Source organism: Kitasatospora sp. NPDC058190, from assembly GCF_042883685.1.
In the GTDB taxonomy this organism is placed as follows: domain Bacteria; phylum Actinomycetota; class Actinomycetes; order Streptomycetales; family Streptomycetaceae; genus Kitasatospora.
The window spans coordinates 40,789-63,242 of the sequence record NZ_JBHVVI010000006.1 but is presented as its reverse complement, the minus strand read 5'-3'; the positions used below and the strand labels follow the sequence as shown (position 1 = coordinate 63,242).

Here is a 22,454-nt window from a genome sequence, read left to right as displayed (position 1 = left end):
CCCCCGGCTGTGAAGGGCCGGCCCCGGAGCATTCCGGGGCCGGCCCTTCGGCATGCGGCCGCCGGTACCCCGGGTGGCCCGCCGCCGCGGGGGTGAGCGCCCCCGTGCGCGGGCGGGGCGCTCTTCTCGGGCGCGGCCCGTGGTGTCAGGCTGTAGGTGCGGGGGCGGTGTGTCGTGCGTGACGCCCGCGCTCGGACGCGTGTCCGAGTCGGACCGGTGATACCCAGCGGTGTAGAACGGGGGAGTGACTGCAGTGTCGGCTTCGGCCCAGCCCAGAGATACGCCGGTGAACCCCTCCGTGGGACAGACCCTGGAGAAGGCGGGTGCGGAGAACTTCCCGGTCGCCCCGTTCTTCGTGCCCGCGGCCTGGCGGGACGACCTGATGAGGGTCTACGGCTTCGCCCGGCTGGTCGACGACGCCGGCGACGGGGACCTGGCCGACCCGGCCGCCACCGCCACCCTGCTCGGGATCGAGCAGCGGCCCCCCGCCACCCCTTCGGACCAGTCCGGCCCGCCGAGCCCGGCGGAGGTCGCCTTCCGGCTCGCCCTGCTCGACGGACTGGAGCACGACCTCGACCGGGTCTTCGAGACCGCCCTGCGCCCCGGCGGCGCCGACCGGCCCCGCCACCCGCTGATGCGGGCGCTGGTCCCGCTGGTCGACCGGCGCGCCCTCACCCCCGAGCCGTTCCGCCGTCTGATCGAGGCCAACCGGGTGGACCAGACCACCGCCCGCTACGCCACCTACGACGACCTGGTCGGCTACTGCACGCTCTCCGCGGACCCGGTCGGCCGCCTGGTGCTCGCCATCGCGGGCGTTTCCACCCCCGAGCGGATCGCCCTCTCCGACGCGATCTGCACCGCCCTCCAGGTCGTCGAACACCTGCAGGACGTCGCCGAGGACCTCTCCCACGGCCGGATCTACCTCCCCACCGAGGACCTGGAGCGCTTCGGCGTCTCCGAGGAGGAGCTCGCCGCCCCCAGCGCGAACGGAGCGGTGCGGGAACTGATCGCGTTCGAGGCCGAACGAGCCCGCACCCTGCTCGACCGCGGCGCACCATTGGTAGGTACGGTTCGGGGGAGGCTTCGACTGCTCCTGGCGGGATTCACCGCCGGCGGCTACGCGGCCCTGGCGGCCATCGAGGACGCCGGGTACGACGTACTCGCCCAGCAGGCGAAGCCGGACAAGCGCCGCCTCGCAGCGAAGGCGGCGGCCATCTTCGCGAAGGGAAGGTGAACGCCCGAGTGGCGGCATCACCACTGGCGTCGGCCCAGGTCATGGCGGCGTACCGGTACTGCGAGGCAGTCACCGGGATGCAGGCGCGCAACTTCAGCTACGGCATCCGGCTGTTGCCCGAGCCCAAGCGGCTGGCCATGTCGGCCCTGTACGCCCTGGCCCGCCGGGTGGACGACATCGGCGACGGCGACCTCCCGGACGACCGCAAGGCCGAGGCGCTGCTGCGCACCCGGGAGCTGGTGGACGAGGTCCGCACCGGGGCGGTCGCCGAGGACGACACCGATCCGATCAAGGTGGCCCTGGCCGACGCCGCCCGGCGCTTCCCGATCCCGCTCGGCGGCTTCGACGAGCTGATCGACGGCGTCGAGATGGACCTCAAGGGCGCCGAGTACCAGACCTACGAGGAGCTGAAGGTCTACTGCCGCTGCGTGGCCGGCGCGATCGGCCGGCTCTCGCTGGGCGTGTACGGCTGCGACGACCCCGAGCTCGGGGCGCGGTACGCGGACACCCTCGGGTTGGCCCTGCAGCTCACCAACATCCTGCGCGACCTGCGCGAGGACGCCCTGAACGGCCGCACCTACCTGCCCGCCGAGGACCTGGTCCGGTTCGGCTGCGAGCAGGGCTTCGCGCTGCCCAAGCCGCCGGTCGGCGCCGACTTCACCGGCCTGGTGGCCTTCGAGGCCGCCCGCGCCCAGGCCGCCTTCGAGGAGGGCCTGCGGCTGCTGCCGATGCTCGACCGTCGCAGTCGCGCCTGCACCGCCGCGATGGCGGGGATCTACCACCGGCTGCTCGGCCGGATCGCCGCCGACCCGGAGTCGGTGCTGCGCGGCCGGGTCTCGCTGCCGGGCTGGGAGAAGGCGTACGTGGCGCTTTCCGGGCTCGCCGGGGGGCGTTCTTGATTCTCGTCACAGTTCTGTCACGCTGTGTCAGCGGGGAATCACCGGGTAGATCCGTGCTGACCACGACCGTGTGGACCACAGCGGCGCCGACCGCCGGCGTGCCGGCCACTGCGACCGCCGCCGCGCGGTCCAGCGACTTCGAGGGGGAGGTCCGATGACCGGGCGAGCCGATGCCGCGCGCCCGGCCGCCGTCGTGGTCGGCGGTGGCCTGGCCGGGATCACCTCCGCGCTGCGGCTGGCCGAGGCCGGCCACGAGGTCACGCTCGCGGAGGGGCGGCCCCGGCTCGGCGGCCTGGCCTTCTCCTTCCAGCGCGGCGAGCTGACCGTCGACAACGGCCAGCACGTCTACCTGCGCTGCTGCACCGCCTACCGCGGCCTGCTGGAGCGCCTCGGCGCCACCCGGATGACCCACCTGCAGGACCGCCTGGACGTCCCGGTGCTCTCCGCCACCGGCCCCGACGCGGCCCCCGTGCGCACCCTGGGCCGACTGCGCCGGGCCGGCCTGCCCGTCCCGCTGCACCTGGCCGGCAGCCTCGCCCGCTACCCGCACCTGTCGCCGGCCGACCGCGCCCGGGTGGTCCGCGGCGCGCTCGCCCTCAAGGGCCTGGACCTCGACGACCCGGCGCTGGACCGGCTCTCCTTCGGCGAGTGGCTGCGCCGCAACGGGCAGAACGCCGCCACCACGGCCGCGCTGTGGGACCTGGTCGGCGTCGCCACGCTGAACGCCCGGGCCGACCAGGTGTCGCTGGCGCTCGCCGCCAAGGTGTTCAAGACCGGTCTGCTCTCCGACCCGGGCGCCGCCGACATCGGCATCGCGGCCGTCCCGCTCGGCGCGATCCACCACGACCGGGCGCTCGCCGAACTGGAACGCGCCGGCGTGAAGGTGCTGCTGCGCGCCCGGGTCGCGGAACTCAAGCCGGCCGCGCCCCAGCACGCCGTCCGGCTGGAGGGCGGGGAACTGCTCGCCGCCGACACCGTCGTGCTGGCCGGGGCCCAGGACAGCGCGGCCGCCCTGCTGCCGCCGGGCGCCGTGACCGAGCGGCTGGCCGACTTCGGCACCGCGCCGATCCTCAACGTGCACGTGGTCTACGACCGCAAGGTGCTGCGCCGGCCCTTCTTCGCCGCGCTCGACTCCCCGGTCCAGTGGGTCTTCGACCGCACCACCCACTCCGGCCTGGCCGGCACCTCGATCGGCCGAGCCCACCCGGGCGCCCAGTACCTGGCGCTCTCGCAGTCCGCCGTCCAGGACGAGATCGACCTGCCGGTGGCCGAGCTGCGCCGCCGCTACCTGCCCGAGCTGGCCCGGCTGCTGCCGGCCGCGGCCGGGGCCGAGGTGCTGGACTTCTTCGTCACCCGGGAGCGCACCGCCACCTTCGACGGCGCCCCGGGCACCGCCGCGCTGCGCCCGTCGGCCGCGACGGCCGTCCCCGGCCTGCTGCTGGCCGGCTCGTGGACCGCCACCGGCTGGCCCGCGACCATGGAGGGCGCCGTGCGCAGCGGCCACGCCGCCGCCGACGCCGCGCTCGCCGCGGCCGGCGTCCGGGTGCCGGTGGACCGGGGCGACGGGAGGTGGCCCAGGTGACGGCGGGCCCCTCTGCCGGAGAGCCCGCCAGAGCCGACGGGCGTACTGTCGGCCGCATCGGCCCGATCGGCCCGATCGGCCGCACCGACACCGTTCGCTTCGGCACCACCATCGGCACCAGCCGCACCGACAGCACCCGGCCGCCCCGTGCGGTCCGGCACCACGAGGGAGAGGGAACGCACGTGGAGTCACGCACCGGCTTCGCCGTCGGAGGCACGGCGCACGCCGAACCGGTCTCGGTGCCGGAGCTGCTCGCCCGCAGCCGTACGCTCTGCACCCCGCCGCTCCGGGCTGCCGTCGCCCGTTTGGCCGCACCGATGGACACCGTCGCGGCCTACCACTTCGGCTGGATCGACCGGGACGGCACCCCGGTGGAGGGGGACAGCGGCAAGGCGGTGCGTCCGGCGCTGGCGCTGCTCTCCGCCCAGGCCACCGGTGCGGCGCCCGAGGTGGGTGTGCCCGGTGGGGTCGCCGTTGAGCTGGTGCACAACTTCTCCCTCCTTCATGATGATCTGATGGACGGTGACGAGACCCGGCGGCACCGGGCCACCGCCTGGACGGTCTTCGGGCCGGCCCAGGCGATCCTGGTCGGCGACGCCCTGGCCACGCTCGGCACGGAGGTGCTGCTCGACGCCGCGGCGACCGGCGGCACGAGCCCCGCCGACGCCGCGCGTGCCGTCCGGCTGCTCACCACCGCGACCCGCCGGCTGATCGACGGCCAGGCCATGGACGTCGCCTTCGAGCAGCGCGACAGCGTCACCGTCGCCGAGTGCCTGGAGATGGAGGGCGGCAAGACGGCGGCGCTGCTGGCCGCAGCCTCGGCGATCGGCGCGGTGCTGGCCGGGGCCGACGACAAGGTGTCCGACGCGCTCCAGCGCTACGGCCACCACCTGGGGCTGGCCTTCCAGGCGGTGGACGACCTGCTCGGCATCTGGGGCGCCACCGAGGTCACCGGCAAGCCGCACTGGGGCGACCTGCGCCAGCGCAAGAAGTCCCTGCCGGTCGCCGCCGCACTGGCCGAGGGCGGCCAGGCCTCGCGCCGGCTGGCCGAGGAGCTGGCGGATCCGAAGGGCCGGGGCCTGGAGAGCGAGCCCGAGCTCGCCGCCCGGGCCGCGCTGATCGAGGAGGCCGGCGGCCGGGCCTGGACCCAGGAGGAGGCCCGCCGCCAGCACACGACTGCCCTCGCCGCCCTGGACGAGGTGCCCATGTCCGACGCGGTGCGCGAGCACTTCGTCGCACTCGCCGAATTCGTGGTGGTACGAGAGAGGTGACGTTACGTTGACAGCAACCGCGGACGGCCGGCTCGACCCTGAGTACGATTCCGAGCCGGTCGCGGTGGGCGACCGCCCCCCGACCCTGCTGGGTGCGGGGCGGTGGCAGCCCGAGGACACCGACCGGCTCCGGCCGGCCGGTGAGGCGGAACTCCGGCCCGCCGACGCGCGCGAGGCCCTGGCGCGCGCGACCACCCACCTGCTCTCGCTGCAGTCCTCCGAGGGCTGGTGGAAGGGCGACCTGGAGACCAACGTCACCATGGACGCCGAGGACTTACTGCTCCGCCAGTTCCTGGGCATCAGGACCGAGGAGCAGACCCGGGCCACCGCCGAGTGGATCCGCTCGCAGCAGCGGGAGGACGGCACCTGGGCCACCTTCCACGGCGGGCCGCCCGAACTCTCCACCACGGTCGAGGCGTACGTCGCCCTCAAACTCGCCGGCGACGACCCGAACGCCCCGCACATGCTGGCCGCCGCGCGCTACGTCCGCTCCGCCGGGGGCATCGCGGCCGCCCGGGTGTTCACCCGGATCTGGCTCGCGCTCTTCGGCTGGTGGCCCTGGGAACGGCTGCCGGAGATGCCGCCGGAGATCATCTTCCTGCCCAAGTGGCTGCCGCTGAACATCTACGCCTTCGGCTGCTGGGCCCGCCAGACCATCGTCCCGCTGACCGTCGTCTCGGCCCACCGCCCGGTTCGTCCGGCCCCGTTCCAGCTCACCGAGCTGCACACCGACCCGGACCACCCGTACCCCGACCGGCCGCTCGCCCCCGCCACCAGCTGGGACGGTCTGTTCGAGCGCCTCGACAAGGCGCTGCACGCCTACCACCGTCGGGCCTTCCGGCCGCTTCGCCGGCTCGCCGTCTCCCAGGCCTGCCGCTGGATCGTCGAGCGGCAGGAGGCCGACGGCTGCTGGGGCGGCATCCAGCCCCCGGCCGTCTACTCGCTGATCGCCCTCCACCTGGAGGGCTACGAGCTGGAGCACCCGGTGATGAAGGCCGGGCTCTCCTCGTTCGACCGCTTCACCGTGCACACCGAGGACGGCATGCGCTGGATGGAGGCCTGCCAGTCCCCGGTCTGGGACACCTGCCTGGCCACCATCGCGCTGGTCGACGCCGGGGTGCCGGCCGACCACCCGGCGCTGGTCTCCGCCGTCGACTGGATGCTCGGCGAGGAGATCCGCAAGCGCGGCGACTGGTCCGTCCAGCGGCCCGGGCTGCCGGCCGGCGGCTGGGCCTTCGAGTTCGAGAACGACACCTACCCCGACATCGACGACACCGCCGAGGTGGTGCTCGCGCTGCGCCGGGTCGCCCACCCCGACCAGGCCAAGGTCGACGCGGCGGTGGACCGGGGCGTGCTCTGGAACCTCGGCATGCAGTCCAAGAACGGCGCCTGGGGCGCCTTCGACGTCGACAACACCAGCCTGCTACCCAACAAGCTGCCGTTCTGCGACTTCGGCGAGGTGGTTGACCCGCCGTCCGCCGACGTCACCGCCCACGTCGTGGAGATGCTCGCCGAGACCGGCCGCGCCCGGGACCCGCGGACCCGGCGCGGCATCGAGTGGCTGCTGCGCAACCAGGAGGCGGACGGCTCCTGGTTCGGCCGCTGGGGCACCAACTACATCTACGGCACCGGCTCGGTGCTGCCCGCCCTGGTCGCGGCCGGCGTCCCGGACGAGCACCCGGCGATCCGCCGGGCGGTGCGCTGGTTGGAGGACCGGCAGAACGCCGACGGCGGCTGGGGCGAGGACATGCGCTCCTACGACGACCCGGAGCGCTGGGCCGGGCGGGGCGACTCCACCGCCTCGCAGACCGCGTGGGCGCTGATGGCGCTGCTCGCGGCCGGTGAGGGCCCGGACGGCCGGGCCAACCCGTCGGTGGAACGCGGCGTGGACTGGCTGGTGCGCACCCAGCTGCCCGAGGGCACCTGGGACGAACCGCAGTTCACCGGCACCGGGTTTCCGTGGGACTTCTCCATCAACTACCACCTGTACCGGCTGGTCTTCCCGGTCACCGCGCTCGGCCGCTACCTCAACGGCGCTCCCGGCATGGCGAAGCCGAGCGGTACCCCGGCGATCGGGGCGGCGCGGTGACCACCGCCCCCCTGCTGGTGCTCTGCGCACTGGGCCCCGAGGTCTGGGCCCTGCGCGGCGGTGACTGGCGCGGCGCCGCCGGCGGCCCCCCGGTGCTGGTGCGCACCGGGGTCGGCCGGCGGCGCGCCGGGCTGGCCGTCCGACGGGTGCTCAGCTCCGCCCCGGGCGGCTACGGCGCCGTCGTGGTGGCCGGATTCGGCGCCGCCGTCGGCCCGGGCGTGGCGTCGGGCGACGTGGTGGCCGCCGACGGCGTGCGCGACGCCGAGGGCCACCTGTACCCGGTCGACTCCGGTCCGGAGCTGGCCCGGGCGCTCAAGGAACACGGGCTGACCGCGCACACCGGGGTGCACCACACCGCCGACCACGTGGTGCGCGGCATCGAGCGGCGCGCGCTGCACCTGCAGGGCGCGCTCGCCGTCGACATGGAGGCCGCCGCCGTCCTGTCCGCGGTGCGGGAGGTGCGCCCGGTGCTGCCCGTCGCCGTCCTGCGGGTGGTGGTGGACACCCCCGAGCACGAGCTGCTGCGGCCCGGCACCCTGCCGGCCGGGGTGCGCGCCTGGCGGACCCTGAGGGCGACGGTACCCGCCCTGGTCGACTGGTACCGACAGGAGCCCGGGACCGGCTCCGCACACCTGAACCACCCCACATCCTCGACGCTCCCCCAGGAGGCGAGCTAGCCATGGCCATGCCGTTGCGCCAGACCGTGCGGGTCGGCACCTACCTGCTGCAGCAGAAGCTGCTCAAGCGCCGGGACAAGTTCCCGCTGATCGTCGAGCTGGAACCGCTGTTCGCGTGCAACCTCGCCTGCGAGGGCTGCGGCAAGATCCAGCACCCGGCGGGCGTCCTCAAGCAGCGGATGCCCGTCGCGCAGGCGGTCGGCGCGGTCCTGGAGTCGGGTGCCCCGATGGTCTCGATCGCCGGCGGCGAGCCGCTGATGCACCCGCAGATCGACGAGATCGTCCGACAACTGGTGGAGCGCCGCAAGTACGTCTTCCTCTGCACCAACGCGCTGCTGCTGCGCAAGAAGATCGACAAGTTCAAGCCGTCGCCGTACTTCACCTTCGCCGTGCACATCGACGGCCTGCGTGAGCGGCACGACGAGTCGGTGGCCAAGGAGGGCACCTTCGACGAGGCGGTGGCCGCGATCAAGGAGGCCAAGCGGCGCGGCTTCCGGGTCACCACCAACAGCACCTTCTTCAACACCGACACGGCGCAGACGGTCATCGACGTACTCGACTACCTCAACGACGAGTTGAAGGTGGACGAGATGATGATCTCCCCGGCCTACGCCTACGAGAAGGCCCCCGACCAGGAGCACTTCCTCGGCGTCGAGCAGACCCGCGAGCTGTTCCGCAAGGCCTTCGCCGGCGGAAACCGCCAGCGCTGGCGGCTCAACCACAGCCCGCTCTTCCTGGACTTCCTGGAGGGCAAGGCCGACTTCGAGTGCACCCCCTGGGGCATCCCCAACTACTCGCTGTTCGGCTGGCAGCGGCCCTGCTACCTGATGGCCGACGGCTACGTGCCGACCTACCGCGAGCTGGTCGAGAAGACCGACTGGAGCAAGTACGGCCGCGGCAAGGATCCGCGCTGCGAGAACTGCATGGCCCACTGCGGCTACGAGCCGACCGCCGTCCTCGCGACGATGGGCTCGCTCCAGCAGTCGCTGCGCGCCATCACCGAGACCGTCAGCGCCAACCGCGGGCACTGAGCCCGGTCGTGCTCAGTCCGGCCCGGGCCGCGGCGCCCGGGCCGGCCCCGCCCCTCGGGCGCAGTCACCACCGCACCGCATCGAGTCGTGAGGTGTACCCATGTCACTGCTCTCCCGCGTCACATCCCCGGCCGAGCTGCGCAAGCTGCCCGCGTCCGAACTCCCGCTGCTCGCCGACGAGATCCGCGACTTCCTGATCGACGCCGTCACCCGCACCGGCGGCCACCTCGGGCCCAACCTCGGCGTGGTGGAGCTGACCATCGCGCTGCACCGGGTCTTCGACTCGCCGTACGACCGGATCGTCTTCGACACCGGGCACCAGAGCTACGTCCACAAACTGCTCACCGGCCGCCAGGACTTCTCGAAACTGCGGACGAAGGGCGGGCTGTCCGGCTACCCCTCGCGGGCGGAGTCCGAACACGACCTGGTGGAGAACTCGCACGCCTCCACCGCGCTCTCCTACGCCGACGGGCTGGCCAAGGCGGCCCGGCTGCTCGGCCAGCACGACCGGCACACCGTCGCGGTGATCGGCGACGGCGCGCTCACCGGCGGACTCGCCTGGGAGGCGCTCAACAACATCGCCGAGGCGCGTGACCGGCCGGTGGTCATCGTCGTCAACGACAACGAGCGCTCCTACGCCAGGACCATCGGCGGCCTGGCCAACCACCTGGCCACCCTGCGCACCACCCAGGGCTACGAGCGCTTCCTCGCCCTCGGCAAGGAGGCGCTGCAGCGCACCCCGCTGGTCGGCCAGCCGATCTTCGACGCGCTGCACGGCGCCAAGAAGGGGTTCAAGGACGCCTTCGCGCCGCAGGGCATGTTCGAGGACCTCGGGCTCAAGTACCTCGGGCCCATCGACGGCCACGACCTGGGCGCGGTCGAACAGGCGCTGCGCCAGGCCCGCAACTTCGGGGGCCCGGTCATCGTGCACTGCCTGACCGTCAAGGGGCGCGGCTACCTGCCGGCCGAGCAGGACGAGGCCGACCGCTTCCACGCCGTCAACCCGATCGACCCGTACACCTGCCTGCCGATCTCGCCCAGCGCCGGGGTCTCCTGGACCTCCGTGTTCGGCGCGGAGCTGGTCGAGCTCGGCGCCGAGCGGCCCGAGCTGGTGGCGATCACCGCCGCGATGCTCCAGCCGGTCGGGCTGGGACCGTTCGCCAAGGCCTACCCGGACCGGACCTTCGACGTCGGGATCGCCGAGCAGCACGCCGTCACCAGCGCGGCGGGCCTGGCCACCGGCGGGCTGCACCCGGTGGTCGCGGTGTACTCGACCTTCCTCAACCGGGCCTTCGACCAGGTGCTGATGGACGTCGCCCTGCACCGGCTGGGCGTCACCTTCGTGCTCGACCGCTCCGGGGTGACCGGTCCGGACGGCGCCTCGCACAACGGCATGTGGGACATGTCGATCCTCCAGGTCGTCCCCGGACTGCGGCTGGCCGCCCCGCGCGACGCCGACCAGCTGCGGGCCCAGCTGCGCGAGGCCGTCGCGGTCGAGGACGCCCCCACCGTGGTGCGCTTCCCCAAGGGGAACGTCGGGCCCGCCGTCGCGGCGATCGAACGGATCGGCGGGATGGACGTGCTGCTGCGCACCGGCGCGGTGCCGGAGATCCTGCTGGTCGCCGTCGGCACCACCGCCTCGGCCTGCCTGGACGCCGCCCGGCTGCTGCTCGCCGAGGGCTTCACCGCGACCGTGGTCGACCCGCGCTGGGTCAAGCCGGTGGACCCGGCGCTGCCCGAACTCGCCGCCGCCCACCAGCTGGTGGTCACCGTCGAGGACAACGGCCGGATCGGCGGCGTCGGTTCGGCCGTCTCGCAGGCGCTGCGCGACGCCGACGTGGACGTCCCGGTGCGGGTGCTGGGCCTGCCGCAGGAGTTCCTCGGCCACGCGGCGCGCGGGGAGATCCTGGAGGAGACCGGCCTGACCGGCACCGGGGTCGCGGCCCAGACCGCCGTCTTCGCCAAGAACCTGCTACCGACCCGAGGAGCGAATCCGCGCCATGCCGGTTGACCCAGACCGCCCCGCTTTCGACCTCGCCGCCCTCGTCGCCGAACGCGGCGGTGAGCGCTACGAGTTGCACAGCCGCTACCTCAACCCGCAGCTGCCGCGGATGCTCCACACCATCGGCTTCGACAAGTACTACGAGCGCGCCGAAGGCCAGTACTTCTACGACGCCGAGGGCAACGAGTACCTCGACATGCTGGCCGGCTTCGGCATCTTCGCGCTCGGCCGGCACCACCCGGTGGTGCGCTCGGCGATCCAGCAGGTGATGGACCTGGACCTGCCGGACCTGGTCCGCTTCGACTGCTCGCCGCTGCCCGGACTGCTGGCCGAGCGGCTGCTGTCGTACGCGCCGGGGCTGGACCGGGTGTTCTTCGGCAACAGCGGCACCGAGGCGGTGGAGACCGCGCTCAAGTTCGCCCGCTACGTCACCGGACGCAAGCGGATCCTCTACGCCGACCACGCCTTCCACGGGCTGACCACCGGCTCGCTCTCGGTCAACGGGGAGAGCGGCTTCCGCAAGGGCTTCGACCCGCTGCTGCCGGACACCGCCATCCCGCTCGGCGACATCGGCGCGCTGGCCAAGGAGCTGAAGCGCGGCGACGTCGCGGCGCTGATCGTCGAGCCGATCCAGGGCAAGGGCGTCCAGGCGCCGCCGCCCGGCTGGCTGCGCGCCGCCCAGGCGCTGCTGCACGAGCACAGGGCGTTGCTGATCTGCGACGAGGTGCAGACCGGGATCGGCCGCACCGGCGAGTTCTTCGCCTACCAGAGCGAGGAGGGCGTGCTGCCCGACCTGGTGTGCGTCGCCAAGGCGCTCTCCGGCGGATACGTGCCGGTCGGGGCGACGCTCGGCAAGGGCTGGATCTTCGAGAAGGTGTACTCCTCGATGGACCGGGTGCTGGTGCACTCGGCCAGCTTCGGGTCCAACGCCCAGGCGATGGCGGCGGGGCTGGCGACCCTGGAGGTGATGCGCGACGAGAAGGTGGTGGAGAACGCCCGGCAGGTCGGCGACCGGTTCCGCGAGCGGCTGGCCGCGCTGGCCGACGAGTACGAGCTGCTCGCCGAGGTGCGCGGCCGCGGGCTGATGATCGGCATCGAGTTCGGCCGGCCCAAGTCGCTGAAGCTGCGCACCGGGTGGACCGCCCTGCAGGCTGCGCGCAAGGGGCTGTTCGCGCAGATGGTGGTCGTCCCGCTGCTGCAGCGGCACCGGATCCTGACCCAGGTGTCCGGAGACCACCTGGAAGTGATCAAACTGATCCCGCCGCTGATCATCACCGATCGGGACGTGGACCGGTTCGTGGACGCCTTCACCGAGATCATGGACGAGGCGCACCGGGGGAACGGCCTGATGTGGGACTTCGGGCGGACGCTGGTGAAGCAGGCGGTCGGTAACCGCTGACAGCCCGTCCCCGTGCCGGAAGTGGGCAGTCGGCCGGGCCGGCTGCCCACTCCGTGGGAGACACCGCGTCAGAGCTCGGTCCGGCGGCGCCGGATGACCACCACGAGATCGACGGCGGCGAACAGGGTGAGCAGGCCGAGGGCGACGGCGAATCCGGTGAGGGTGCCCCGGCTGGGAGCGCCGTCGGCGGGGGAGAGGGCCGCCCAGACGGCGAAGCCCACGGTGCTCAGTGCGAACAGCGGGGTGAAGGTGAGCGAGAGCAGGTACCGGAGCTTGAGGTCGCTGCGGGCGGTGGACGGCTCGGTTCCGCTGCGCCACCGTCGCGGGGTCGTGGTGCGCATGGCCGGTCACCTCCGGGCCGCGCGGGTGCGGGCTACGATTCCAGCGTACGTCCGAGGGGCGAGCCGGGGGAGGCGCGATGACGGGGTCGGACAACGCGGGGGCGGGCGCGATGGGGGAGGACACCGAGGGGTACGCGGGGCTGCGGATCGAGCGCGCCCGGGAGTTGGCCCGGCGGCACGGCTGGGCCTCGGTCCGGGTGCTGGAGCCCGGGCAGATGATCACCATGGAGTACCGGGAGGGTCGGCTCAACCTCGCGGTGCGGGACGGCGTGGTCGAGCGCAGCTGGGAGGGGTAGCGCTTCCGGTGGGCGGGGCGTGCGCGGTTCGGTGTGCGCGGATTCGGGCGGGCGGGGTGCGGGTGTGCGCGGGCCGGGGGTGGCCGTCGGGGTCAGCGGGCGAACCGGCGGTGGAGGCGTTGTTCGGCGGCGGCGACCAGCGGTTCCAGCAGCGGCAGTGAGAGCAGCACCAGCAGCCCGGCGGCCCAGCCGGCCAGCACGTCGCTGACCCAGTGGGTGCCCAGGTAGACCGTGGTCAGGCCGATCGAGCAGGCGGTGGCGGCGGCGATCAGCGCCCCGGTGCGCCGCCAGCGGACCGCGAGGTAGGCGAGCACGCCCCAGGTGACCACGGCGTTGGCGGTGTGCCCGGAGGGGAAGATGGTGCCGCCGGAGAAGAGCTCGGGCGAGCCGACGTACTGGGCGTAGTGCGGCCCGAGCCGTCCGGTGACGATCTTGACCGCGCCGACCGTGATGTTGAGCAGCAGCAGCGCGACGCCCATGACCAGCAGCGGGCGCAGCCGCCCGAGGCGGTGGGCGCGCCAGGTGAGCCAGACGAAGGCGGCGATGGCGCTGGGCCCGCGCTGCCCGGCGACCACCCAGGTGGCGAGCAGCGGCTCCAGGCTGGGCCACCGGTCGTAGGGGCGGAGCAGGCGGACCGACCAGTCGAGGTCGACCAGGTCGGTGTTGAGCAGGACTCCGGCCAGCACCAGCAGGTAGACGCCGCAGGTGGCGGCGAGCAGGGCGGCCCGGCGGCGGCTCATCGGAGGCCAGCCGAGCTCGCCGCTCCCGGGGGTCACCCCCTCGGGGGCGCGGTCGGGAGTCCGGAGCTCCCGGTGGTCGGCGGTGCGGCGTTCCGACTCCTGTCGCGGAATGCGGGCGGCGGTACTTCTGGATTGCACGGGGTGACCTTACCCACCCGACCGGGGCTATTTCGGAGGGAATTGTCATCTTCCCGCGAAATCGACAATTAGGTCGTCCGCGAGGTGGCCCGGGGAGTGATTTCCGGTATTCCGGGATCGAAAACCAGTGTGGTCTTCGAATGATTCTCCAAAAGCCCCGGTAAAGAAAGCGGAGCGGGCGGCCGGTCCGGACGGCCTCCCGCTCCGTGGTAACCCTGTGTAGGTTCCGTGCTCAGTCGAGGGGGCCGCCCGCCACGTAGATCACCTGTCCGGAGACGAAGCCGGCGCCCTCGCTGGCGAGGAAGGAGATGGTGTGGGCGACATCCTCGGGCTCGCCGACCCGCTGGACCGGGATCTGAGAGGCGGCGGCCCGCTTGAAGTCTTCGAAGTCCATGCCGACCCGGGCCGCGGTGGCCGCTGTCATGTCGGTGGCGATGAAGCCGGGGGCGACCGCGTTGGCGGTGATGCCGAACTTGCCCAGCTCGATGGCCAAAGTCTTGGTGAAGCCCTGGAGTCCGGCCTTGGCGGCGGAGTAGTTGGCCTGGCCGCGGTTGCCCTGGGCCGACGAGGAGGACAGGTTGACGATGCGCCCGAAACCGGCGTCGACCATGTGCTTCTGCACTGCGCGGGTCATCAGGAAGGCGCCGCGCAGGTGGACGTTCATGACCGTGTCCCAGTCGGACTCGGACATCTTGAAGAGGAGGTTGTCGCGGAGCACGCCCGCGTTGTTGACCAGCACGACCGGGGCGCCGAGCTCGGCGACCACGCGGTCGACGGCCGCCTGGACCTGCTCGGCGTCCGAGACGTCGGCGCCGACGGCCAGCGCCCGGCCGCCGGCGGCGGTGATCCGGTCGACGGTGTCCTTGCCGGCGGTCTCGTCCAGGTCCAGGACGGCGACCGCGTAGCCGTCGGCGGCCAGCCGGACGGCGGTGGCGGCGCCCAGGCCGCGGGCGGCGCCGGTGACGACGGCGACCCGGGTGGCGGTGCTCTGCTCGGTCATGCGCGCTCTCGTCTCTCTCGGGATGCCTCCGGGGGAGTGCCCCCGGAGAGGGTGCCCACACCCTACCGGCGGGTAGGGGGTGCGGCCAGGGTGGAGAGGCGCAGGTGACGGTCGGTAAGGACCGACCGGTCGGCTTTCTGCTGAGAACGGGTTACCGCAAGGGCTTGGCGGCGCGTAAATATGCCAATGTTGCCGAACCTGCGTCTACTATCCGCCCCTGCCTGCCAGCAAGGGCCCGCCGTTTGTATAGTGTCCGCCAGCAGCCACCGGCTGCACGGCTGGAGCGCCCTCCCTCATAGCTGGACGCCCACTCGCCGTTACTGCCCCACCCGGGTGTCCCACACACACCGGGTGTGACATCGGGACGGATACATGGTGCTGGGGGAGATCCCGACAACCCGCGTGTCGGCGCGACTGCAGCAGTCGCCCGGACACCTCATTCGCGTTGCGCAGCAGGTCCACACCCGGCTGTGGTCCGAGCATGTCGGAGCCGATCTCACGGCTCCGCAGTTCGCGGTCCTGCTGGTGCTCGCCCTCGAACCGGGCGCGGACCAGCGCACGGTCGGCGAGCGTGCCTCGCTCGACAAGGCCACGATGGCGGAGATGGTCGCGCGGCTGGTCCGCCGCGGCCTCGTGCTGCGAAGGCGCGACCCGGCCGACGGCCGGCGCAAGCTGCTCGCGCTCTCGCAGAGCGGCGCCCAGGCGGTGCGCGAGGCCACCGGTGGTGTGGTCCGCGTGCAGCGGGTGCTGTTCGAGCCGCTCACCCCGGACGAGCAGGTCGAGGTCGTCCGGGTGATGGCCAAGATAGCCAGGCTGGAGCCCGCCGCGGTCGCCGTGTTCTCGGACGCGCGGCCGATACTGGACGCCCAGCGGGCGATCGGCTACCTGATCAGGGTCGGCCAGCAGGTGCACACCAAGCTCTGGTCGGAGCACGTCGGCGCGGAGCTGACGGCCCCGCAGTACGCCGTGCTGGACGCGCTGGAGCTGGAGCCGGGCGCGGACCAGCGCACGGTCGGTGAGCTGGCCTCGCTGGACAAGGCCACGATGGCCGAGATGGTCAGCCGGCTGGTGCGCCGCGGTCTGGTGCAGCGTCGGCGCGACCCCTCGGACGGTCGCCGCAACCTGCTCTCGCTCTCGCCGGCGGGCCAGGACCTGCTGCACCGCTCGGCCGCCGGGGTGGCCGAGGTTCAGCGGCTGCTGCTCGCGCCGCTGGCGGAGGAGGAGCACGAGGTCGCGCTCGCGCTCATCGCCAAGGCCGCCAGGCTCTAGGCAAAGCCTGTGTAAGACCAGCCAAAACGATTCGCCAAGGCGTCTGAGATCTGCGGCCGTCGGTGAATCCGGGCACGCCGAAGTACCGCCCTCCCTGATCGGGATGGGCGGTACTTCGATATGACTGGCCGTCGGCCAGTGTTCTCCCCGGCGGGGGCGCCGCGCCGTGGCTGCCGGCGCCCCCGCGTCGGGCGTCAGTTCCAGTCGAACCCCTGCGGGTCCGGGCCGATCCGCTTGCCGGTGGCGACGGAGGCGATCGCCGTGAGGTCCTCGGCGTCCAGCTCGAAGCCGGTGACGTCCAGGTTCTCCCGGATGCGGGACGGGGTGACCGACTTCGGGATGGCGATCACGCCGCTCTGCAGGTGCCAGCGGAGCACCACCTGCGCGACCGTACGGCCGTGCTTCTCGGCGATCTTCACCAGCGTCGGCTCGGCCAGCAGCTCACCGCCCTGGCCCAGCGGGCTCCACGCCTCGGTGGCGATGCCGTGCTGGGCGTGGAAGGCGCGCAGCTCCTCCTGCGGGAAGTACGGGTGCAGCTCGACCTGGTTCAGCACCGGGACGACCGAGGCCTCGTCCAGCACCCGGGTCAGCTGCTCGGCGCCGAAGTTCGAGACGCCGATCGACTTGACCCGGCCGTCCGCCTTCAGCTGTTCCAGGGCCTTCCAGACGTTCAGGTAGCTGCCGTGCATCGGGCGCGGCCAGTGGATCAGGTACAGGTCGATGTAGTCGAGGCCCAGCTTGGCCAGCGAGGCGTCGAACTCGCGCAGCACCGCGTCCCGGCCCTGCTCGCCGGACCAGTCCCGGGTGCCCGAGTTCCACAGCTTGGTGGTGATGTAGAGGTCCTCGCGGGCGACGCCGCCCGCCAGGGCCTCGGCGATCGCGGCGCCCGTGCCGGCCTCGTTCTCGTAGATCGCCGCGGTGTCGATGGAGCGGTAGCCCGCCTCGATCGCGGTGCGGACGGCGGCGGTGGCCTCGCCGTCCGGGACCTGCCACACGCCGAAGCCGAGCTGGGGGATGGAAGCGCCGTCGTTCAGGGTGACGCTGGGGATGTTGCTCACGGGAAGGGGGGACCTCTCCTGGTGGTTGCTGGTTCCAGTGGGGCCAACTGGCGCCCCGAGGCGATTGTTCCCGCCGGTCGGGCGAATCTTTGGCGAAGCTTTACGACGGCGTGGCGTGCGCCCGGGCCGTCCGCGGCGGGCGGCGGCGCGCCGGTGCCGGGTCGTCAGCGGGGGCGCCAGCGGGCCGTCAGCGGGTCGTCAGCGGGTCGTCAGTGGGTCGTCAGTGGGTCCTCGACGGGCCGGGGGCGGGTGTCGGGATCGGGGGCGGCGAAAAACCTGTTGCGTGGATCACATCGGGCTTGGCAGGCTCGCTGACATGACCTCCTGAGATCCGGGCCCTTCGTGCCCAACCCTTGTCCGTCCGGCCTCTCCCCCCCGGACGTGTCGACGTCGCCGCGCCGCTGCGCCGCGCGTCCTTCGCCCGTTCCGTCAGGTCCGTGCCTGTGCGCCCTCGCGGCTTTTTGCACGCGCCCGCACCCTCGCGCCCCCGTACCTCCGCACCTTCCGCATCGGAGTGCCATGCTGCTCACCCCCCTGCCGCTGGCCGACCCCGGCAGTCCCGACCTCTCCTCACCCCTGGCCTTCCTGCGCTGGCTGCAGCGCGCCCAGCGGCGCGGGCAGGTGCTCGCCACCTGCTGGGCGCTGCTGGAGATGGGCGCCCAGGCCGCGATGCCGATAGCGCTCGGGCGCGGCGTGCAGGCCGCCGTGGACGGCGACGCCGCCGGGATCTGGCGGGCCGGCGCGCTCGGACTGCTGCTGTCCGCGGCCGCCGCGCTCGGCGCCGTGCTGCTGCACCGGCAGGCGGTCTGGAACTGGATCCACGCCGCCTGCCACGTACGACAGTTGGTCGCCCGGCAGGCCTCCCGCCTGGGGGCAGGGCTGTCCCGGCGGATCGCCACCGGCGAGGTGGTCGCGGTCGGCAGCGGGGACGTCGAGCGGATCGGCTGGTACGTCGAGCTGGTCGCCCGGGTCCGGGCCGCGGTGATCGTCTGGCTGGCCGTCAGCTCGGTGGTGCTGGTGGTCGAACCGGTGCTCGGGATCGGGGTGCTGCTCGGCGTCCCGGTGCTGGCCGCCTCGGTCTGGCCGCTGATCGGGCCGTTCGAGCGGCGCTACGAGAAGCAGCGCGAGCTCGGCGGCAAGGCCACCGAGCTGGCCGCCGACACGGTCGCCGGGCTGCGGGTGCTGCGCGGCATCGGCGGCGAGGAGCTGTTCCTGGAGCGGTACCGGGCGGCCTCCCAGAAGGTCCGGTCGGCCGCGGTGCGCTCGGCCCGGGTCTGGTCGCTGATGCAGGCCCAACAGGTCCTGCTGCCGGGCCTGTTCGTGGTCGGGGTGACATGGTACGGCGCCCGGCTGGCGGCCTCCGGCGAGCTCGCCGTCGGCACCCTGATCGCGGTGTACGGCGCGACCGCCTTCCTGGCCGCGCCGCTGCGGATCCTCGGTGAGGCGGCGCACGCCTGGAGCGTCGCCCGGGTCTCCGCCGGGCGGGCCGTGCGGGTGCTCTCGCTCAATCGGACCAGTGGAGCGGCCGGGGCCGCGCTGACCCGGCCCGGCAAGGCCGACCTGCACGACCCGGCGACCGGGCTGACCGCCCGGGCCGGTGAGCTGACCGCGGTGGTCTGCGGGGACCCGGACTTCGCCGGGGCGCTCGCCGAGCGGCTCGGCGGGCACGTCCCGTCGGCCGAGGGGGAGGGGCCGTCGGCCGACGGCGAGGACCCGCTGCCCTCCGTCCGGCTCGGCGGCACGGAGCTGGACACGGTGCCGCTGGCCGAGGCCCGGGCGGCGGTGCTGGTCCACGACAAGGAGCCGGTGCTGCTCTCGGGCACCCTCGCCGAGCTGTTGGACATCCCCTCCTCGGGCCGGGTCCCGGCGGCCGAGGCGCTGGCCGCGGCCCGCTGCGAGGACGTGCTGGAGGCACTGGCGGACGGCTCGCCGGACTGCGCGGGCGACCCGATGCTCGCCCGCGTCACCGAGCGGGGGCGCTCGCTCTCCGGGGGGCAGCGCCAGCGGTTGGCCCTGGCCCGCGCGCTGCTGGCGGACCCGCCGGTCCTGGTGCTGGACGAGCCCACCAGCGCGGTGGACGCCCACACCGAGTCCCGGATCGCCACCGGGCTGCGGGACACCCGGGCGGGGCGCACCACCGTGGTGTTCGCGACCAGCCCGTTGCTGCTCGACCAGGCCGATCGGGTGGTGCTGCTGCAGGGCGGCCGGGCGGTCGCGGCCGGGCGGCACCGCGAGCTGATGTGCACCGAGCCGGCGTACCGGGCCGTGGTCACCCGGGACGAGGAGAGCGCCCCGGTCCCGCCCCGAGTCGAAGGGCGCGCCGGTGCCGAGAGCGAGGAGCGACCGGCGACCGACGGAGGAGGGAGCGCCGGAGCGAAGAGCGTCGGCACCGGACCGGAGGCGCCGGGAGACGAGCGGGCGGGTCACGGAGTCGGTGCGACCGCCCGCGTCAACTGTCCGGTACCGCACGTGAGGAGTACGTCATGAAGCCCCCCGTCCATCAGGAGCAGGGGCCGGTCACCACCCTGCCGGTCGGATCCCCGGCCGCCGTGCGTGGGTACCTGCGGCTGCTCGCGGCGCGGCACCGGGGCGGGTTCGCCGGGGTGGTGGCGCTGCACTCGATGGCCACCCTGGCCGGGCTGGTCGGGCCCTGGGTGCTCGGCAGCCTGGTCGAGTCGCTGGCCACCGGCACGGCAGGGGCCACCATCGCGGTGGCGGTCGGCTGGTACCTGCTGGCGCTGGCGGTGCAGTCCGCGTTCACCGGCTGGTCGCGGATGCGTGGCGCCGTCCTCGGTGAACGGGTGCTGGCCGACCTGCGGGAGGACTTCCTGGTCCGCTCGGTCGCGCTGCCCACCGGTGTGCTGGAGCGGGCCGGCACCGGGGACCTGGTCTCCCGGGGCACCACCGACATCGACCGGCTGGACAAGTCGGTGCGCGAGGCTGTGCCCGAACTCGCCGTCGCCGTCGTGTCGTTGCTGCTGGTGCTCGGCGCCCTGCTGGTCACCTCGCCGCTGCTCGCGCTGACCTCGTTGGTCGGTCTGCCGCTGCTGCTGGTCAGCTCCCGCTGGTACTTCCGGCGCGCGCCGCAGTCCTACCGCAACGAGTCGGCCGGGTACGCCGCGGTGAGCAACGTGCTGGCCGAGACGGTGGACGCCGGGCGGACGGTGGAGGCACTGCGGCTGGGCGAGCAGCGTGTCCGGCTGACCGACCGCAAGCTGCGCGAGTGGCTGGCCTGGGAGCGGTACACCCTGTGGCTGCGCTCGGTCTGGTTCCCGACCATCGACGCGGTCTACACCTCGGCGGTGCTCACCACCCTGATGGTCGGCGGGCTGTTCACTCTCAAGGGCTGGCTGACCGTCGGCCAGTTGACCACCGGCGTGCTGTACACGCAGATGCTCATCGGCCCGGTCGATCTGATCCTGCGCTGGTACGACGAACTGCAGATCGGGCAGGCTTCGCTGGCGCGGCTGGTCGGTGTGCACGAGGTGCCGGAGCACGAGGAGGACGAGTCCGTCCGGCCGGACGGCCGCCGGGTCGAGGCCCGGGACGTCCGCTTCGGCTACCGCGAGGGCGCCGACGTCCTGCACGGGATCAGCCTGGACGTCGTCCCGGGCAGCCGGGTCGCGCTGGTCGGCCCGTCGGGGGCGGGCAAGTCCACCCTCGGGCGGCTGCTGGCCGGCATCTACGCGCCCGGCCGGGGCAGCGTCACCCTCGGCGGGGCCGCGCTGTCCAGGATGCCGGCCGAGCGGGTCCGCGCGGAGGTCGCGTTGGTGAACCAGGAGCACCACGTGTTCGTCGGCACCCTGCGGGACAACCTGCGGCTGGCCGCGCCCGAGGCGGACGACACCGAACTGCGGGCCGCGCTGGACGCGGTGGACGCCGGGGCCTGGGTGGACGCCCTGCCGGACGGGCTGGACACCGAGGTCGGCTCCGGCGGCACCTCCCTGACCCCGCCGCAGGCCCAGCAACTGGCCCTGGCCCGACTGGTGCTGGCCGACCCGCACACCCTGGTGCTGGACGAGGCCACCTCGCTGCTGGACCCGCGTGCCGCCCGGCACCTGGAGCGCTCGCTCTCCCGGGTGCTGGAGGGCCGGACGGTCATCGCCATCGCCCACCGGCTGCACACCGCGCACGACGCGGACGTGATCGCCGTGGTCGAGGGCGGGCGGATCACCGAGTACGGCAGCCACCCGGAACTGGTCGCGGTCGGCGGCCCGTACGCGGCGCTGTGGCGCTCCTGGCGGGACGAGCGGTAGCGGCCGGGGGGAGTTCAACGCGCTCCAGAAGACGTAGATCGGTAAACCCGCACGGGGTCGGATTGCCCCGTGCGGGTTACTCCCTTGCCCATAAGGGCGCGTAACCGGGCAAGTCGCCGCCCCGGCCAGCAGACTGCTCCGGTGACCAAGATTTCAGACGGCTCGTCCCGCCCCCAGCGCAGCGAGATCGGCGGGATCCCCATGCGGTACATCGGGATCGGCGCCATCGTGATCCTGGCGGTGTGGTTCCTGTTCGCCAACCTCGACAAGGTCAAGATCCAGTTCTGGGTGTTCACCGTCACCGCGCCGCTCTGGATCACGCTGCTGGCCACACTGGTCGCCGGCGCCGTGCTGGGCTGGCTGATGAAGGGACGGCGCGGCCGGTGACCACCGCTCCCGGGACGGCCCCGACCGGCTCCTCGGCCTTCACGCCGCTGATCGAGCTGCACGGGGTCGACAAGCACTTCGGGGACCTGCACGTGCTGCAGGACATCGAGCTGACGGTCGGCCGCGGCGAGGTCGTCGTGGTGATCGGCCCCTCCGGCTCCGGCAAGTCCACGCTCTGCCGGGCGATCAACCGGCTGGAGTCGATCGAGCGCGGCACCATCGTGATCGACGGCCAGCCGCTGCCCGAGGAGGGCAAGGGCCTGGCCAAGCTGCGTGCCGAGGTCGGCATGGTGTTCCAGTCCTTCAACCTGTTCGCGCACAAGACCGTGCTGCAGAACGTCTCGCTCGCCCAGATCAAGGTCCGTGGCCGTCCCAAGGCCGAGGCGGACGCCAAGTCCCGCTCGCTGCTGGAGCGGGTCGGCCTCGCGGCGCACGCCGACAAGTACCCGGCCCAGCTCTCCGGCGGCCAGCAGCAGCGGGTGGCGATCGCCCGGGCGCTGGCGATGGACCCCAAGGCGCTGCTGTTCGACGAGCCGACCTCGGCGCTCGACCCCGAGATGATCAACGAGGTGCTGGACGTCATGCGCCAACTCGCCAGTGAGGGCATGACGATGGTCGTGGTCACCCACGAGATGGGCTTCGCCCGGGCCTCGGCGAACCGGGTGGTGTTCATGGCCGACGGACGGATCGTCGAGGACCGCGCCCCGGAGGAGTTCTTCAGCGCCCCCAAGAGCGAGCGCGCCCGGGACTTCCTGTCCAAGATCCTGAAGCACTGAGGCGGCGCC

General features: G+C 73.2%; 19 protein-coding genes. 15 read left to right on the top strand and 4 right to left on the bottom strand.

Going from position 1 to position 22,454, the window contains the following annotated elements:
• The first annotated feature begins 286 nt into the window (after window positions 1-286).
• The 9 genes from hpnC to ACFVWU_RS04290 all read left to right on the top strand — a co-directional run bounded on the left by hpnC (window position 287) and on the right by ACFVWU_RS04290 (window position 12,184).
• Window positions 287-1,234, top strand: coding sequence for a squalene synthase HpnC (gene hpnC, locus ACFVWU_RS04330; RefSeq protein ID WP_387615353.1), 948 nt, complete (start codon window positions 287-289; stop codon window positions 1,232-1,234).
• Between the two features lie 41 nt (window positions 1,235-1,275).
• On the top strand, window positions 1,276-2,133 hold the full coding sequence (gene hpnD, locus ACFVWU_RS04325) for a presqualene diphosphate synthase HpnD (RefSeq protein WP_387615578.1): 858 nt from the start codon (window positions 1,276-1,278) through the stop codon (window positions 2,131-2,133).
• 154 nt (window positions 2,134-2,287) lie between these two features.
• Window positions 2,288-3,715 (top strand): hydroxysqualene dehydroxylase HpnE, encoded by a 1,428-nt coding sequence (gene hpnE, locus ACFVWU_RS04320; RefSeq protein ID WP_387615349.1) that lies wholly within the window; start codon window positions 2,288-2,290, stop codon window positions 3,713-3,715.
• 182 nt (window positions 3,716-3,897) lie between these two features.
• On the top strand, window positions 3,898-4,986 hold the full coding sequence (locus ACFVWU_RS04315) for a polyprenyl synthetase family protein (RefSeq protein WP_387615575.1): 1,089 nt from the start codon (window positions 3,898-3,900) through the stop codon (window positions 4,984-4,986).
• Between the two features lie 64 nt (window positions 4,987-5,050).
• Window positions 5,051-7,075 carry a squalene--hopene cyclase gene (gene shc / locus ACFVWU_RS04310; RefSeq protein ID WP_387615572.1) on the top strand — a complete coding sequence of 675 codons (2,025 nt, stop codon included), beginning with the start codon at window positions 5,051-5,053 and terminating at the stop codon, window positions 7,073-7,075.
• Window positions 7,072-7,752 carry a 1-hydroxy-2-methyl-2-butenyl 4-diphosphate reductase gene (locus tag ACFVWU_RS04305; RefSeq protein ID WP_387615346.1) on the top strand — a complete coding sequence of 227 codons (681 nt, stop codon included), beginning with the start codon at window positions 7,072-7,074 and terminating at the stop codon, window positions 7,750-7,752. Before shc ends, ACFVWU_RS04305 begins: the two co-directional genes overlap by 4 nt.
• 2 nt (window positions 7,753-7,754) lie before the next feature.
• Window positions 7,755-8,783 carry an adenosyl-hopene transferase HpnH gene (gene hpnH, locus ACFVWU_RS04300; RefSeq protein WP_387615344.1) on the top strand — a complete coding sequence of 343 codons (1,029 nt, stop codon included), beginning with the start codon at window positions 7,755-7,757 and terminating at the stop codon, window positions 8,781-8,783.
• Between the two features lie 100 nt (window positions 8,784-8,883).
• Window positions 8,884-10,794 (top strand): 1-deoxy-D-xylulose-5-phosphate synthase, encoded by a 1,911-nt coding sequence (dxs, locus tag ACFVWU_RS04295; RefSeq protein ID WP_387615341.1) that lies wholly within the window; start codon window positions 8,884-8,886, stop codon window positions 10,792-10,794.
• Window positions 10,784-12,184, top strand: coding sequence for an aspartate aminotransferase family protein (locus ACFVWU_RS04290; protein WP_387615338.1), 1,401 nt, complete (start codon window positions 10,784-10,786; stop codon window positions 12,182-12,184). Before dxs ends, ACFVWU_RS04290 begins: the two co-directional genes overlap by 11 nt.
• A 68-nt stretch (window positions 12,185-12,252) precedes the next feature.
• On the opposite strand, the gene ACFVWU_RS04285 is transcribed toward ACFVWU_RS04290, so the two are convergent.
• On the bottom strand, window positions 12,253-12,525 hold the full coding sequence (locus ACFVWU_RS04285) for a DUF6343 family protein (protein WP_387615335.1): 273 nt from the start codon (window positions 12,523-12,525) through the stop codon (window positions 12,253-12,255).
• 77 nt (window positions 12,526-12,602) lie between these two features.
• Between ACFVWU_RS04285 and ACFVWU_RS04280 the strand changes: the two genes are divergently transcribed.
• Window positions 12,603-12,821, top strand: a complete 219-nt coding sequence (locus ACFVWU_RS04280; RefSeq protein ID WP_387615332.1) for an I78 family peptidase inhibitor — start codon at window positions 12,603-12,605, stop codon at window positions 12,819-12,821.
• A 92-nt stretch (window positions 12,822-12,913) separates the two neighbouring features.
• On the opposite strand, the gene ACFVWU_RS04275 is transcribed toward ACFVWU_RS04280, so the two are convergent.
• Both ACFVWU_RS04275 and fabG read right to left on the bottom strand, forming a co-directional pair.
• Window positions 12,914-13,699 (bottom strand): phosphatase PAP2 family protein, encoded by a 786-nt coding sequence (locus ACFVWU_RS04275; RefSeq protein ID WP_387615329.1) that lies wholly within the window; start codon window positions 13,697-13,699, stop codon window positions 12,914-12,916.
• Between the two features lie 232 nt (window positions 13,700-13,931).
• The gene (gene fabG, locus ACFVWU_RS04270) at window positions 13,932-14,699 is read right to left on the bottom strand and encodes a 3-oxoacyl-ACP reductase FabG (protein WP_387615326.1); all 768 of its coding nucleotides are present in this window, start codon (window positions 14,697-14,699) and stop codon (window positions 13,932-13,934) included.
• Between the two features lie 372 nt (window positions 14,700-15,071).
• On the opposite strand from fabG, the gene ACFVWU_RS04265 reads away from it, so the two are divergent.
• Window positions 15,072-15,968, top strand: a complete 897-nt coding sequence (locus ACFVWU_RS04265) for a MarR family winged helix-turn-helix transcriptional regulator (RefSeq protein ID WP_387615323.1) — start codon at window positions 15,072-15,074, stop codon at window positions 15,966-15,968.
• A 194-nt stretch (window positions 15,969-16,162) separates the two neighbouring features.
• Here the strand turns inward: ACFVWU_RS04265 and ACFVWU_RS04260 are convergent, their stop codons facing one another.
• Window positions 16,163-17,026 (bottom strand): aldo/keto reductase, encoded by an 864-nt coding sequence (locus ACFVWU_RS04260; RefSeq protein ID WP_387615321.1) that lies wholly within the window; start codon window positions 17,024-17,026, stop codon window positions 16,163-16,165.
• A gap of 519 nt (window positions 17,027-17,545) precedes the next feature.
• Between ACFVWU_RS04260 and ACFVWU_RS04255 the strand changes: the two genes are divergently transcribed.
• The 4 genes from ACFVWU_RS04255 to ACFVWU_RS04240 all read left to right on the top strand — a co-directional run bounded on the left by ACFVWU_RS04255 (window position 17,546) and on the right by ACFVWU_RS04240 (window position 22,445).
• Window positions 17,546-19,513 (top strand): ABC transporter transmembrane domain-containing protein, encoded by a 1,968-nt coding sequence (locus tag ACFVWU_RS04255; protein WP_387615319.1) that lies wholly within the window; start codon window positions 17,546-17,548, stop codon window positions 19,511-19,513.
• Complete coding sequence (locus tag ACFVWU_RS04250) at window positions 19,510-21,282, top strand: ABC transporter ATP-binding protein (protein ID WP_387615316.1); 1,773 nt, start codon at window positions 19,510-19,512, stop codon at window positions 21,280-21,282. Before ACFVWU_RS04255 ends, ACFVWU_RS04250 begins: the two co-directional genes overlap by 4 nt.
• 141 nt (window positions 21,283-21,423) lie before the next feature.
• The gene (locus tag ACFVWU_RS04245) at window positions 21,424-21,669 is read left to right on the top strand and encodes a lipopolysaccharide assembly protein LapA domain-containing protein (RefSeq protein ID WP_387615314.1); all 246 of its coding nucleotides are present in this window, start codon (window positions 21,424-21,426) and stop codon (window positions 21,667-21,669) included.
• A 47-nt stretch (window positions 21,670-21,716) separates the two neighbouring features.
• Window positions 21,717-22,445 carry an amino acid ABC transporter ATP-binding protein gene (locus tag ACFVWU_RS04240; protein ID WP_387615569.1) on the top strand — a complete coding sequence of 243 codons (729 nt, stop codon included), beginning with the start codon at window positions 21,717-21,719 and terminating at the stop codon, window positions 22,443-22,445.
• Window positions 22,446-22,454: the final 9 nt, after the last annotated feature.

Excerpts from the sequence above, each read along its gene's own strand:
- hpnD (WP_387615578.1), top strand. The coding sequence starts at position 1,276 with ATGGCGGCGTACCGGTACTGCGAGGCAGTCACCGGGATGCAGGCGCGC.
- hpnE (WP_387615349.1), top strand. The coding sequence starts at position 2,288 with ATGACCGGGCGAGCCGATGCCGCGCGCCCGGCCGCCGTCGTGGTCGGC.
- hpnH (WP_387615344.1), top strand. The coding sequence starts at position 7,755 with ATGGCCATGCCGTTGCGCCAGACCGTGCGGGTCGGCACCTACCTGCTG.
- dxs (WP_387615341.1), top strand. The coding sequence starts at position 8,884 with ATGTCACTGCTCTCCCGCGTCACATCCCCGGCCGAGCTGCGCAAGCTG.
- ACFVWU_RS04290 (WP_387615338.1), top strand. The coding sequence starts at position 10,784 with ATGCCGGTTGACCCAGACCGCCCCGCTTTCGACCTCGCCGCCCTCGTC.
- ACFVWU_RS04285 (WP_387615335.1), bottom strand. The coding sequence starts at position 12,525 with ATGCGCACCACGACCCCGCGACGGTGGCGCAGCGGAACCGAGCCGTCC.
- ACFVWU_RS04280 (WP_387615332.1), top strand. The coding sequence starts at position 12,603 with ATGACGGGGTCGGACAACGCGGGGGCGGGCGCGATGGGGGAGGACACC.
- fabG (WP_387615326.1), bottom strand. The coding sequence starts at position 14,699 with ATGACCGAGCAGAGCACCGCCACCCGGGTCGCCGTCGTCACCGGCGCC.
- ACFVWU_RS04265 (WP_387615323.1), top strand. The coding sequence starts at position 15,072 with ATGGTGCTGGGGGAGATCCCGACAACCCGCGTGTCGGCGCGACTGCAG.
- ACFVWU_RS04255 (WP_387615319.1), top strand. The coding sequence starts at position 17,546 with ATGCTGCTCACCCCCCTGCCGCTGGCCGACCCCGGCAGTCCCGACCTC.
- ACFVWU_RS04250 (WP_387615316.1), top strand. The coding sequence starts at position 19,510 with ATGAAGCCCCCCGTCCATCAGGAGCAGGGGCCGGTCACCACCCTGCCG.